This is a genomic window from Chromobacterium sinusclupearum, assembly GCF_002902845.1.
Classification (GTDB): Bacteria; Pseudomonadota; Gammaproteobacteria; order Burkholderiales; family Chromobacteriaceae; genus Chromobacterium; species Chromobacterium sinusclupearum.
On sequence record NZ_PPTF01000085.1, the window covers coordinates 1 to 12,518 of the forward strand.

The 12,518-nt window shown below is 63.4% G+C and carries 15 protein-coding genes; 8 read left to right on the forward strand and 7 right to left on the reverse strand.

Translation table 11 applies throughout. The features are described 5' to 3' along the window. Nucleotides 1-91 precede the first annotated feature (91 nt). Nucleotides 92-1,015 carry a LysR family transcriptional regulator gene (locus C2134_RS18790; protein WP_199179993.1) on the reverse strand — a complete coding sequence of 308 codons (924 nt, stop codon included), beginning with the start codon at nucleotides 1,013-1,015 and terminating at the stop codon, nucleotides 92-94. A gap of 89 nt (nucleotides 1,016-1,104) precedes the next feature. Between C2134_RS18790 and C2134_RS18795 the strand changes: the two genes are divergently transcribed. The 8 genes from C2134_RS18795 to C2134_RS18830 all read left to right on the forward strand — a co-directional run bounded on the left by C2134_RS18795 (nucleotide 1,105) and on the right by C2134_RS18830 (nucleotide 7,289). Next, nucleotides 1,105-1,869 carry a sulfite exporter TauE/SafE family protein gene (locus C2134_RS18795; RefSeq protein ID WP_103321617.1) on the forward strand — a complete coding sequence of 255 codons (765 nt, stop codon included), beginning with the start codon at nucleotides 1,105-1,107 and terminating at the stop codon, nucleotides 1,867-1,869. 96 nt (nucleotides 1,870-1,965) lie between these two features. Then, nucleotides 1,966-2,256, forward strand: a complete 291-nt coding sequence (locus tag C2134_RS18800; RefSeq protein WP_103321618.1) for a helix-hairpin-helix domain-containing protein — start codon at nucleotides 1,966-1,968, stop codon at nucleotides 2,254-2,256. After that, nucleotides 2,253-2,879 carry a paraquat-inducible protein A gene (locus C2134_RS18805; protein WP_199179994.1) on the forward strand — a complete coding sequence of 209 codons (627 nt, stop codon included), beginning with the start codon at nucleotides 2,253-2,255 and terminating at the stop codon, nucleotides 2,877-2,879. Before C2134_RS18800 ends, C2134_RS18805 begins: the two co-directional genes overlap by 4 nt. After that, nucleotides 2,861-3,496, forward strand: a complete 636-nt coding sequence (locus C2134_RS18810) for a paraquat-inducible protein A (RefSeq protein ID WP_103321620.1) — start codon at nucleotides 2,861-2,863, stop codon at nucleotides 3,494-3,496. The genes C2134_RS18805 and C2134_RS18810 overlap by 19 nt, the downstream gene beginning before the upstream one ends. Further along, nucleotides 3,486-5,105: a PqiB family protein gene (locus C2134_RS18815; RefSeq protein WP_103321621.1), complete on the forward strand. Its 1,620-nt coding sequence runs from the start codon at nucleotides 3,486-3,488 to the stop codon at nucleotides 5,103-5,105. Before C2134_RS18810 ends, C2134_RS18815 begins: the two co-directional genes overlap by 11 nt. Further along, entirely contained in the window at nucleotides 5,102-5,683 is a 582-nt protein-coding gene (locus C2134_RS18820; protein ID WP_103321622.1) for a PqiC family protein, read from the forward strand. The genes C2134_RS18815 and C2134_RS18820 overlap by 4 nt, the downstream gene beginning before the upstream one ends. After that, complete coding sequence (gene mobB, locus C2134_RS18825) at nucleotides 5,680-6,204, forward strand: molybdopterin-guanine dinucleotide biosynthesis protein B (protein ID WP_103321623.1); 525 nt, start codon at nucleotides 5,680-5,682, stop codon at nucleotides 6,202-6,204. The genes C2134_RS18820 and mobB overlap by 4 nt, the downstream gene beginning before the upstream one ends. A gap of 143 nt (nucleotides 6,205-6,347) precedes the next feature. Then, a complete protein-coding gene (locus tag C2134_RS18830; protein ID WP_103321624.1) occupies nucleotides 6,348-7,289 on the forward strand; it encodes a DMT family transporter in 942 nt (313 codons plus the stop codon). A 180-nt stretch (nucleotides 7,290-7,469) separates the two neighbouring features. Here C2134_RS18830 and C2134_RS18835 read toward each other — a convergent pair whose 3' ends face one another. From C2134_RS18835 to C2134_RS18860, 6 genes are all read right to left on the reverse strand, one after another. Continuing rightward, nucleotides 7,470-8,039, reverse strand: a complete 570-nt coding sequence (locus C2134_RS18835; RefSeq protein ID WP_103321625.1) for a hypothetical protein — start codon at nucleotides 8,037-8,039, stop codon at nucleotides 7,470-7,472. After that, the gene (locus C2134_RS18840; RefSeq protein WP_103321626.1) at nucleotides 8,036-8,689 is read right to left on the reverse strand and encodes a DUF484 family protein; all 654 of its coding nucleotides are present in this window, start codon (nucleotides 8,687-8,689) and stop codon (nucleotides 8,036-8,038) included. The genes C2134_RS18835 and C2134_RS18840 overlap by 4 nt, the downstream gene beginning before the upstream one ends. Nucleotides 8,690-8,743: 54 nt before the next feature. Further along, the gene (gene dapF / locus C2134_RS18845) at nucleotides 8,744-9,574 is read right to left on the reverse strand and encodes a diaminopimelate epimerase (protein WP_103321627.1); all 831 of its coding nucleotides are present in this window, start codon (nucleotides 9,572-9,574) and stop codon (nucleotides 8,744-8,746) included. Nucleotides 9,575-9,682: 108 nt separating this feature from the next. After that, the gene (locus C2134_RS18850; protein WP_103321628.1) at nucleotides 9,683-10,249 is read right to left on the reverse strand and encodes a C40 family peptidase; all 567 of its coding nucleotides are present in this window, start codon (nucleotides 10,247-10,249) and stop codon (nucleotides 9,683-9,685) included. Nucleotides 10,250-10,628: 379 nt separating this feature from the next. Continuing rightward, the gene (locus C2134_RS18855) at nucleotides 10,629-11,894 is read right to left on the reverse strand and encodes an Hsp70 family protein (protein WP_103321629.1); all 1,266 of its coding nucleotides are present in this window, start codon (nucleotides 11,892-11,894) and stop codon (nucleotides 10,629-10,631) included. 77 nt (nucleotides 11,895-11,971) lie between these two features. Continuing rightward, a partial coding sequence (locus C2134_RS18860; RefSeq protein WP_158248823.1) for a tyrosine-type recombinase/integrase occupies nucleotides 11,972-12,518 on the reverse strand: 547 nt, incomplete at its 5' end.

A 12,518-nucleotide genomic window follows, 5' to 3' on the forward strand; every position in this document is an offset into this window, starting at 1 on the left:
AGAGTCCGGATAGATTAGAGCAAGCCTACCTTGTCAGTATGAATCAGTGTTCTGGAGTTGCAAAACTCGGGCTGACCATAGATTTTTGTTTTCAGAGCGAGGGCAGGCGGCTCAGGCCGGCCGCTGTCGCTTCGGCGCGCAGCGCTTCCAGCAGCAGCCTGGCCTTGCGCGGCATATTGCGGCTGGCGAAAACGGCGTGCATCTGCGGATCGTCGCCCTGGCTTGAGACAATGCGGAAGGTTGGGCAGAGCCGGATGAGCTCGCCGCGCGCTGCCAGCGGCTCGGCCAGCCAGTCGCCCAGGCGGGCAATGCCCAAGCCGCCGCGCGCGGCGTCCAGCACGCCATTGCCGGAATTGCTGCGGTGCCAGGCACTGAGGTTCAGACTGATCGTTTCATCGCCGCAGACAAAATTCCACGCCTTCAGCACGCGCGGCGCGCTGTGCATCAACACCCGATGTTGCGGCAGCTCGCGTGGGTGAGTGGGCGCGCCGTGACGCGCAATATATTCTGGACTGGCATAAAGGTGGCGCCGGTAGCGCCACAGCGGATAACCGATCAACTCGCTGGCCGCGGGGAAGGCGCCGCGTATCGAAAAATCCAGCTTGTCGCGTATCGGCTCCAGTATCGCGTCGCTGTACAGCACCTCGAAGCGCAGGCCGGGGTGCTCTTCGGCCAGCTTGGCCAGCGTGCGCGGCAGCATCTCGCGGCCCAACGATTCCGGCGCGGAGAATCGCAGCAGGCCGCGCGGCGAGATGGCCTGCTGACTCAATTCCTCTTCCGCCTGCTGCTGCAGGTCCAGCATCTGCCGCGCCAGCGGGTAATACGCTTCGCCGGCCATCGTCAGCTCCACCAGCTTGCTGGAGCGAGCCAGCAGCATGGTTCCCAGCTCATCTTCCAGGGCTTGCAGCGCGCGTGTGGCGCTGCTGGGCGAGGTGCCCAGCTGACGCGCGGCGGCGACGAAACTTTTCTCTTCCACCACGGCGCAGAATACCCGCAGATTCCATAGCGTTTTCATGGCGATCTCAAGATTGCGATTATTGCAATATTGTATTGCAAGTATGAGGGAATTGTCGGGAGTAGAATGGGCGCCAAGGAGAAATGACGATGTTATTGAGCTTGAGTTTTTTGTGCGTGGTCGCCTTTTTCGCCGGCCTGGTCGATGCCGCGGTGGGCGGTGGCGGATTGATCCAGATTCCTGGCCTGTTCAGCGCCTTGCCCAATGTGGCGCCAGCCACGATTTTCGGCACCAACAAGCTGGCTTCGGCGGTCGGCACGCTGTCGGCGGCGCGGTCTTACCTGCGGCGAGTCCGGCTGCCGTGGAACTTGGTGTTGCCGGCGGCGGCCACGGCCTTTGTGTTTGCCTTTGCCGGCGCCCAGGTGGTGACGCTGATACCCAAGGACATCATCCGCCCGCTGGTGCTGGCGCTGTTGCTGATCATGGCCGTTTATACCCTGTGGAAGAAGGATTTCGGCAAGTTGCACAAGCCGGTGGCCATCGGCCGACGCGAGATGCTGGTCGGCATGGCCATAGGCGGCGCCATCGGTTTCTACGACGGCCTGTTCGGTCCCGGCACCGGCAGTTTCCTGATGTTCCTGTTCATCCGCTTCTTCGCCTTTGATTTTCTGCACGCGTCGGCGGCGGCCAAGGTGGTCAACCTGACCACCAATGTGGCCGCGCTGCTTTCGTTCGCCATCGGCGGCCATATCCTGTTCGCTTACGCCTTGCCGATGGCCGCCGCGAATATGGCCGGAGCCGTGGTGGGCACCCGCCTGGCCATGAAGAAAGGGGCCGGTTTCGTCCGTATCCTGTTCCTGGTGCTGACCAGCGTGCTGATCTGCAAGCTGGCCTGGGATATTTTGCACGGCTGATGGCATAAAACGGCGCGTCAAGGCGTTCGCGGTTTTGAACTATGGCGGGCGCTCCTTTATCATGTAGTCTCAATGACTACGCCACGGCCGCACTCCATGCATCCATCCCGTTGTCCGCCGCCTGCCGCGGCGCAGGATTTGCTGCAGCTGCCCAATGTCGGCGCGCGTACCGCCGCCGACCTGCGGCTGCTCGGCATCCAGACGCCGGCCGACCTGCGCGGGCGCGACCCTTACGAAATGTACCTGCAGTTGTGCGACGCCACCGGGCAGCGCCACGATCCCTGCGTGCTCGATGTGCTGATTTCGCTGAGCCATTACATGGCAACCGGCGAAGTGCGCAGCTGGTGGAGCTTCACGGCGGAACGCAAGCAAAAATGGCGGCTATGATTCCTCGCGCGCCGCGCCTTACCGCATGCCACGATTGCGACCTGCTGCTCCGGCTGCCGCCAGCCGGGGAGGCGCGCGCCGCCATACGCTGCCCGCGCTGCGGCGCGGCTTTGTACGAGCAGGGCACCGATGCGCCATCCACCTCTTGCGCCCTGCTGCTGGCCGGCGTGGTGGCGTTTGCCATCGCCAACTGCTATCCGGTGCTGATGCTGGAGGTGGCCGGCAACCGCAACGCGGCCACGCTATGGCAAACCGCGCTGGCGCTGCACGGGCAGAACATGCCGGAGGTGGCGTTGCTGGTGCTGTTCACCGGCATCGTCATGCCGGCCCTGGCCTTGTGCAGCATGCTGTATCTGCAGCTTCCCTTGCTGCTGGGCAAGGCGCCGCCGGGCTTCGCCGTCATCATGCGTTTGTACGGCATGGCGCGTCCCTGGTGCATGGTGGAGGTCTTTTTGCTGGGGGTGCTGGTTTCGCTGGTCAAGCTGGTGCATTTGGCCAATGTGCATCCAGGCATAGGCCTGTGGGCTTTCTTCGGCCTGATCGTATTGATGACGGCCAGCGCCGTCCGTTTTCGGCCCTATCGCTTATGGGAGCGTTATCAGGCATGCGCCGCTACGGAGTGAACAGCGCGGCCGAGCGCAATCTCTGCCTGTGCCATGGCTGCGGTCTGTTGTGCCGGGTCAGCCCGGGGCAGGACAGCGCCTGTCCGCGCTGCGGCGCGCCGCTGCATCTGCGACGCCCATCAGCCTTGCAGCGTTGCTGGGCCTTGCTGCTGGCGGCGATGATTTGCTATTTGCCGGCCAATCTGTTGCCCATTATGGAAACCACGGCGCTGACCGGCGTGCAGCGCGACACCATCATGAGCGGCGTGGTTTACTTATGGAACAATGACTCCTGGCCGCTGGCGCTGGTGGTGTTCACCGCCAGCGTACTGGTGCCGCTGATGAAGATCCTGGTGCTGTTGTTGCTGCTGTGCAGCGTGCAATGGCGCTGGCGCTGGGCGCCGCGTCAGCGCACCCGGCTGTATCGCATGATCGAGCTGATCGGCCCCTGGTCGATGCTGGATATTTTCGTGGTGGCGCTGATGGTGGCGCTGGTGCAATGGCAGTCGCTGGCCAGCATCAAGGCTGGGCCGGGCGCGATCGCCTTCGGCGCGGTGGTGGTGCTGACCATGCTGGCGGCGATGAGTTTCGACCCCAGAATGATCTGGGATCCGGTAGAGGAATACGATGAGCAGTGACAACCCGCAAAACCTTCCCGAGCCGGAGCTGCCGCAGGCGGTGCCGGTCAAGCGACACCGCTGGGCGCCGTCGCTGATCTGGCTTATACCCGTGGTGGCGGCGCTGATCGGCGGCTGGCTGGCGGTGCATGCCATCCTGTCGCGCGGCCCGACCATCACCATCTCGTTCCAGAACGCCGAAGGCATAGAAGCCGGCAAGACCCGCATCAAATACAAGGATGTGGAAATCGGCGAGGTGACCTCGGTCAAGCTCAGCCCAAACCGGCAGGCTATCATCGCCACGGCTCAGTTGAGCAAGGAAGCGGCCGACTATCTGGCCGAAGACAGCCGCTTCTGGGTGGTGCGGCCGCGGATCTCCGGCGGCAGCGTATCCGGCCTCGGCACGGTGCTGTCCGGCTCCTACATCGGCATGGACATCGGCAAGAGCTCAGTGCGCAAGAACGAATTTGTCGGGCTGGAAACGCCGCCTATCATCAATGCCGATTTGCCGGGGCAGGCTTTCTTTCTGCGCGCCGACAATCTTGGCTCGCTGAATACCGGCTCGCCGGTGTATTTCCGCCGCGTGCCGGTGGGCCAGGTGGTGGGGTATGAGCTGGACCCTAAGGGCGGCTTCGTCCGAGTCGCCATTTTCGTCAATGCGCCATATGATCGCTTCGTCACGGCCAACAGCCGCTTCTGGCACGCCAGCGGCGTGGATGTGTCGCTGAGCGCCAATGGATTGAATGTCAGCACCCAGTCGCTGGCTGCCATCGCGCTGGGCGGCATCGCGTTTGAGACGCCGCTGGCTGACAATGGCGGCGTGCCCTTGTCGGACCGTAACTTCATCCTGCACGATACGCGGGAGAGGGCGCTGCAGAATCCGGATCGCGAGATGCAGCCGTTCCGCCTGCGTTTCCATCAATCGCTGCGCGGCCTCAGCGTGGGCGCGCCGGTCGATTTCCGCGGCATTACGATCGGCGAAGTCACCGCCATCGGCGTCGAATACATGCGTGAACGCAAGGACTTCGACATGACGGTGGACATCCGCATCTATCCGAGCCGGCTGGATAGCCTGTCGCATGGCGGCCGGGTGTCCGGCAAGCTGTCGCCGCAGCAACTGGTGGCCAATGGCGTGCGCGCGCAGCTGCGCTCGGGCAATCTGATCACCGGCCAGCTGTACGTGGCGCTGGACTTCTTCCGCGATGCGCCGCCGGCCCAGTTGGTGGTGCGCAGGGGCGTGGCCGAGCTGCCCACCATTCCGGGCGACTTGGAAGAACTGCAGCGCGTGCTGCAGCGCATCGTCAAGAAGCTGGATGCCGTGCCGTTCGACGATATCGGCAAGGAGACGGAAGCGTCGCTGAAAGCCATGCGGCAAACCTTGGACAGTGTGAAGAAGCTGAGCGAGGGGGCGAACAACGAGACCCTGCCGCAGCTGAACAAAACCCTGCAACAACTGCAGCAGACGCTGGACGCCACGCAGAAGACGATGAAGGCCGATTCGCCATTGCAGCAGGATGTGCGCTCCGCCGCGCAGGAAGTCAAGGAAACGGCGCGCAGCTTCCGCGCGCTGGCCGATTATCTGGATCGCCATCCCGAGGCGCTGGTGCGCGGCAAGGAGGCGCAGCCATGATGAAGAATTGGATACTCGCCGCGTTATTGGCGGCGGCATTGGGAGGCTGCGCTACGCCGCCGGCCCGTTTTTACGGCCTGGATGCCGCGTCCGGGCCAGCCGCGCCATCTCGGCTGGGGCAGCGCGTGCTGCTGGGGCCGGTGACGCTGCCGGCGGCGCTGGATAGGCCGCAGCTGGTGCTGGACAATGACGAGGGCGAGCTGAGCCTGCAGGAGTTCGCGCGCTGGAGCGCGCCGCTCGACCGCTTGCTGGCGCAGAATCTGGCGCTGGGCGTGTCCCGGCACAGCGGCCTGGCCAGCGTCTATGCGTATCCGCAGCCGGGCATGGACGGCGGCGAACTGCGCTATGTGCTCGATGTGCGTCGCCTGAGCCTGCAGCCGGGGCGGCAGGTGGCGCTGGAAGCGGTGTGGCAGTTGCAGAATGTAGCGGATGGCAAGGTGTTGGCGGGCGGCAGCTTCAGCCGTGCGCAGCCGGTGACGGCTGCCGACGCGCCAACCTTGTTGGCCGCCCTGCGGACGCTGCTGGATGGCCTGTCCCTTGACATGGCGGCGCCGTTGCGGGAGCAGCCGGTACGATGAGCGCGAATCATTCTATTGTTTTGGGTATTTGCGGCACGTCCGGCAGCGGCAAGACCACGTTGCTGGAGGCCGTGCTGCCCAAGCTGCGCGAGGCTGGGTTGGTGGTGTCGGTCATCAAGCATAGCCACCACGATTTGCAGCTGGATGCGCCGGGTAAGGACAGCTTTCGCCATCGCCAGGCGGGCGCCTGCGAAGTGATGGTGGTGTCGCCGCATCGCTTCGGCTTGTTTGCCGAGACCGCCGCCGAGCTGACACTGGACCAGCAACTCTCCCGCCTGTCGCCGTGCGATCTGGTATTGCTGGAGGGGCACAAGGCGCAGCCGGTGCCTAAGCTCGAAATCTATCGGACCGCGCTGGGCAAACCGCCGCTGTTCGCGTCCGATCCTTCTATCATCGCGGTGGCAAGCGATGTCGCATTAAACGCGCCTTGCCCGGTGCTGGACCTGAACCATCCCGAAGCCGTGGCGCGTTTCATCGTCGGCTGGCTGGCGCGGCGGAAGGCTGCGGCGCCGAGAGCGTGATGTTTCATCATATGGATCTTGTCTGAAATAAATTACGAAACGCGCTGTTTTTTCTGAAACTTATTCTCGCCGGTTTGGATTTGATTGAATTATAGTGTTGCGCTGTTTTGGTATAATTCTGGCAGTTTATTCCAGTTATCGCCATGAACAACGCAACAAACAATCGAAACGCCTATCTGCTATTGGTGCTGACCATGTTGATGTGGTCCACCAATTTCATCATCGCCCGCGCCTTGCATCAACAAGTGGGGCCGTTCACGCTGGCATTTGCCCGCTGGGCCATCGCGCTATGCTGCGTGCTGCCGTTCGCCTTGCCCCGCTTGCGGCGCAATTGGGACAAGCTGCGCAAACAATGGCCGCTTTTGCTGCTGCTGGGTCTGTTCGGCATCGGTCTGACCAATACCTTGGTCTACTGGGCGGTGCAAACCACCACAGCCACCAATGCCGTGATTTTGAACAGCGCCACGCCGGTGATGGTATTGCTGCTGGGCTCGCTGTATTTCCGCCAGCGCCTGAGCAGCCGGCAGTGGCTGGGCATGACGCTGGCGCTGTGTGGCGCCTTGCTGATCGTGCTGAAAGGCAAGCTGCTGGCCATCGGCTCGTTTCATTTCGGCGCGGGGGACTTGCTGGTCTTGGCCGGGGGCCTGTGCTGGGCGATCTATACCTTGGGCCTGCGCAAGCTGAAGCCCGGGATCGATGCCATGGTACAGATGGCGGTGCTGCTGCTGGTCGGGGAGGTGGTATTGCTGCCCTTGTTCGGCATGGAGCTGGCGCAACGCGGCTTGCCGACTCTGGACGGCGCCGGCTGGGCCAGCCTGTTGTATCTGGGCGCCTTGCCGTCGGTGGTGGCTTATCTGTTGTACAACCGTGCCATCGCCATGGTCGGCACCGCCAAGGCGGCCAGCTTTTTGTACCTGATGCCGGCCTTTGGCGCGCTGCAGTCCATTGTTTTGCTTGGCGAGGAGCTGCACTGGTATCACGCGGCCGGTTTGGCCGCCATTTTTGGCGGGATTGCGTTGAGTTCCTTGACCCGGGCGCGGACGGACCCATCTGCTGCGCCGGCCTTGCGCCCGCGGGAATCGTGATTTTCCGCTAGCGAGTCAGCCGTGGTAAGCTGATGACATTAGCAGCCGGTTTGCGTTGCCTATTTTTGTTTATGCACCCGCAAAAAAACCGTTATTGGAACGATCTGCAACGCAGGGCTGTAGCGGCGCCGTGAGAACGGCGCCGCTTTTTTATGCCTATGCGAAAGTCTGGCTATGGCTTTAGGTCATGTGCAGCAACAGCGGCACGGCCCAGTCCTTCAGCCAGGTCATCAGCAAGGGGATCATCAGGCATAGCGCGCCCCAGCTGATCCAGCTGGTGCCGCACACCGGCTGCCTGCGCATCGCCAGCAGCTGCAGCCGGTAAGCCAGATAGCTGACTATGATGGTCAGCGGCGGCGCCAGCAGATAAATGGCGCGCGGCTGCTGGCTTAGCCAAGGCGACAGGCCAAGCACGCCGATATGCAGCGCCAGCTGGCTGCACAGCAGCGCGGCCAGCCGCCGGTCTTGCCCGGGGAAACTCAGCACGCGTCCGTCCACCCGCATATGCGCCGCGGCCCACATCACGGCCGTCACGCCCAGCCAGGCATAGGCGTAGACGAAGGGCAGCAGCAGGGGGGAAACCAGCGCGGTATCGACTTGCTGCCGCAACAGGGCAACCAGGATCAGGTAGGCGGCGGCAAAGCAGGCCAGCGCGCTGCCGCTGCGGCTGGTGCCCAGCCGCCATAGCAGGTGCAGGAAAAACAGGATGACGATGCAAAGCAGCAGCAGGCCGCCTGCCGTAGCCGTCATGCCGCCTCCAGCGCGGACAACAGCGCGGCGGAGGCCAATTCCCCGATCTGGGCCAGGTACTGCGTATGCATGTCGAAGGTGAAGCGCTGCGCATCGTCGCTGGCCAGCACCAGGATGCCGAAGGCCTGGCCGTCTGCGCCGCGCAGCGCCACCTGGGCGAACGATTGCAGTACCGGCTTGGCCGGGAACCAGCCCATCACCTCGTCGTTGACGTAAGGGCCGCAATACGGAGCATTCAGATTGCGCGCCAACCCTTGCACCTCGTTGCGAGCATTGTAGTGCTCGTCGTCGCCTTCGGCGGCCGGGTGCCAAAGCTTCAGCGCGACGCGGTCGAGCTGGAATTCTTCCGCCAGCGCGCGCTTCAGCGCGGCGATGCGTTCCTTCGCGCCGCGGGCAGCCAGTTGCGCCAGCGTCAGCCGGTGTAGCCTTGCCAGCAGGCGGTCGTTGTCATGGCCGCGCTCGATCAGCTGTTGCAGCTGCGCCTCCAGTTGGCGGTTGCGGTCTTTCAGTTCCAACAGCTGCCGCTCGGCGAAGGACACCACCACGCGGTCGCCGTTTTGCGGCGCCGGCTGCAGACCGTAACGCGCGGCCAATTGCGCCAGCAGCTCGGGATGTTCGTCGAGAAAAGCCAGGACCTGTTCGCTGTGCATCTGTCTTGCCCTTTCCTTGAGTGATGCAGAAATGAATTGGTGTCTTTGCTGGACTTAAAGTTCGATTTCGCCTTGGAAAACCGTTACCGCCGGCCCGGTCATGATCACCGGATGGCCTGCGCCGGCCCATTCGATGACGATATCGCCGCCGCGCGCGTGCACGGTGACGCGCGCGTCCAGCCAGCCTTGGCGGATGCCGCAGACCACCGCCGCGCAGGCGCCGGTGCCGCAGGCCAAGGTCTCGCCGGCGCCGCGCTCGTAGACGCGTAACTTGATTTCTTGGCGATTGAGTATCTGCATGAAGCCGGCATTGACCCGCAGCGGGAACCGCGGGTGGCCCCCCACCAGCGGGCCGACTTCAGCCACCGGCGCGCTATCCACATCGTCCACCCTTTGCACGGCATGCGGATTGCCCATCGAGACGATGCCGATTTCACAGGCGCGCCCGTCCAGCGGCAGCGTGTAGGTCAGCGCTTCGGCTTCGGCCAGGAAGGGCAAGTCGGCCGGGGCGAAGCGCGGCACGCCCATGTCCACGCGCGCCAGGCCGTCGCCCAGGTATTCCGGCGCGATCACGCCGCGAGCGGTTTCCACCGTGATGCGGGATTTGTCGGTCAGGCCGGCGTCGCGGACGAATTTGACGAAGCAGCGCGAGCCGTTGCCGCATTGCTCGACCTCGCCGCCGTCATTGTTGAAGATGCGGTAGCGAAAATCATGGCCGGCCTCGCGCGGCGGCTCCACCAGCAGCAACTGGTCGAAGCCTATGCCCAACTGGCGGTGGCCAAGCCGGCGAATCTGTTCAGGCGAGAGGGAAACGTTCTGGCGCACGCCGTCAATGACCATGAAGTCATTGCCCAGGCCGTGCATTTTGCTGAATTTCAGTTTCATGAGCCGATGTCTGCGCTGCGTGATGCGGGATAGCGCAGATTAGCATAGCCCCGGCGGATATACATCGGGAATGGAAGCGCGCCGCCAACCGGCGGCGCGGCAGACGCATCAGGCGCGCAATACGGTGCGAGCGCCTTCATAGCGCGGGGCGAAATAGACGTTGTCCAGCCGCGCTACGCGTATGGTGCTGTTGGTGCGCGGGGCGTGGACGAATTTGCCGTCGCCGATATAGATGCCCATGTGCGAGAACGGCCGGTTCATCGTATTGAAGAACACCAGATCGCCAACCTGGCGCTGGCTGTCCGGAATCGGCTTGGCCATATTGGCGATTTGCGCCGCATTATGCGGCAGCTTGATGCCGATGGCGTTCTGGTAGATGTAGCTGACCATGCCGCTGCAGTCGAGGCCGGCTTCCGGATTGCTGCCGCCGAAACGATAGCCGCCATCGAGCAGGCCTATGGTGTACAGCAGGATCTCGCGGCCGTCGCCATCGGCGCTGAGGCTGGACAGCGAGGTGTCGCCCGAGGGTTTGCCGGGGCGATAGGGTGGGCGCTGGCTGGTTTTGACGGGCGTGGTGCCGCAGGCGGCCAGCAGGGCGGCCAGTCCGGCCAGCGCCGCGCCGCGCAGCAACTGGCGGCGCGCGGCGCCGTCTTGGTCCAACGTGGATTCACTCATGGTTGCTTGGACTCCATTTCTTTTCATTTGACGATACAACACCATGATTTGAAATCAAATCTCAGAAACGAGAATGGGTATCCCGCACTTCCTTCCACATTGATCGATCCACCGCTTAGAGCCGCTCACAAAACCTTGTTAGAGAACCTGAGCCAAGGCGCGCCGACGCAGACAGTACAAGTCGTACGGCAAGGAGGCGCAACGCAGGATCAGGGGTTTTGTTAGCGGGCCTTAACCCGCCGCATCAGGCTGGGGCCGCGCCGTCATCGATGATTACAGCTTATTCGTATCCGGCGAGTATAGCGAAACTGCGCAGGCGAGTCAGCCGGCGCGGCGCTCAAGCAGAGCCTGAGCGACGCCTGCGGATCAAGATTTGGGCTTAGCCGTAGCGCTTTTTCGCCTCGATGGCGAGGCCGCTGCCGATGCTGCCGAACAGATTGCCCTCCACATGGTGGGCATTGGGCAGCAGCGCGCGCACGCCGGCGCGCAGCGCTGGCACGCCGCTGGAACCGCCTGTGAAGAACACCGTGTCCACTTGCTCAGCCGTGAGGCCGGCATCGGCCAGCAGCTTGCATACGGTGGTGGAGACGCGGTCCAGCAGCGCGTCTATGCTGGTTTCAAAGTCCGCGCGCGCCAGGTCGCAATGCAGGCCGCGTTCGATCGGGTCCAGCGATAGACGATGTGTATCGTTGTCGGACAGCGCGATCTTGGCGGCTTCCACTTCCATCGCCAGCCAGTGGCCGGCGCGCTCCTGGATCAGCTTGAATAGCCGGTCCAGCTTTTGCGGATCTGCCGCGTCGCGGTGCACGTCCTGCAGATCCATCCAGGCCTTGCGGGTGTAGGCGAAGTTGATGGTATGCCAGGTGGCCAGATTGAAGTACTGGCTGGACGGCATTTCCGCGTTGTTGCGCAGCCGGGTCTTGAAGCCGAACAGAGGCATCACGCCGTGCAGGCTCAGTTGGCGGTCGAAGTCCGTGCCGCCGATGTGCACGCCGCCGGTGGCCAGGATGTCGCCGCGGCGCTCGTCGTGGTGGCGGCGCTCTGGAGACAGCCGGATCAAGGTGAAGTCCGATGTGCCGCCGCCGATGTCCACGATCAGCACCAGTTCTTCCTTCTGGATGGTGGACTCGTAGTCGAAGGCGGCCGCAATCGGCTCCAGCTGGAAGGAAATATCCTTGAAGCCAACCTCGCGGGCGATGTCGGCGAGCGTGTCTTCGGCCAGCTTGTCCGCTTGCGGGTTGTCGTCGACAAAATAGACCGGGCGGCCCAGCACCACGTGGTCGAAAGCGCGGCCGGCGCCGGATTCGGCGCGGGCCTTCAGCTCGGCGATGAACAGCTTGAGCAGATAGCGGAACGGCAGGGCCTTGCCTTGCACTTCGGTCTGGCTGTCAATCAGGCTGGAGCCGAGCAGGCTTTTCAGCGAGCGCATCAGCCGGCCTTCATAGCCTTCCATGTATTCGGCCAGCGCGGCGCGCCCAAAGCAGGCGTGATCTTCCTCGTAATTGAAAAACACCACCGACGGCAGCGTGATCTTGCCGTCTTCCAAAGGCAGCAGCGCGTCATGGTCCGGGCGCAGCCAGCCAACGGTGGAGTTGGAGGTGCCAAAGTCGATGCCGCAGGCGCGGGAGGCGGTTTGGATCGTCATTCGGGCATCTCCTTGAAAATAAAAGAGGCGGGATGGTACGCGGAATGACGGAGAAAGGGAAGGGTTATGCAAACGGGTTATGTGTTGTCGCGGCGCAGTTTGTGCAACTTGCTGGCCTGATGGCGGGCGTCTTCCTCGCTGTGCAGATAGCGGCGGGTGGTTTGGATGCTGGCGTGGCGCAAGTTCTGGCTGACCAGCAGCAGCGGGACGCCGGCTTCCAGCTGATGGCTGGCGGCGGTATGCCGCAACCAATGGGTGGAGGCGCGGCGCAGTTGGTCTTTCAATTCTTCGCTGGGCGCGCTGAGCAAGGCCTGGGCGAAGATTTCCTTGCAGATCAGATAGATGGCCTTGTCCGATAAGGGTTCCGTCCGACCCTTGGCGCCAATGCGGCAGACCAGCGGCGTGTCGTCGCCGCTTGTCGGCTCCGCTGGCAGGCCCAGGCTGTGCCGATAACGCGCCAGAGCCGCCATCAGTTCGTCCGATAAGGGGATGCGCGCGGCGACATCGCCCTTGCCCAGCACGTTCCACCACCAGTTGCCATGGCGCTTGGCCAGATCAGAGGCGCGTGCTGCGGCTGCTTCAGCGCGGCGCGCGCCGGTCAGATACAGCAGGGTGAACAGCCAG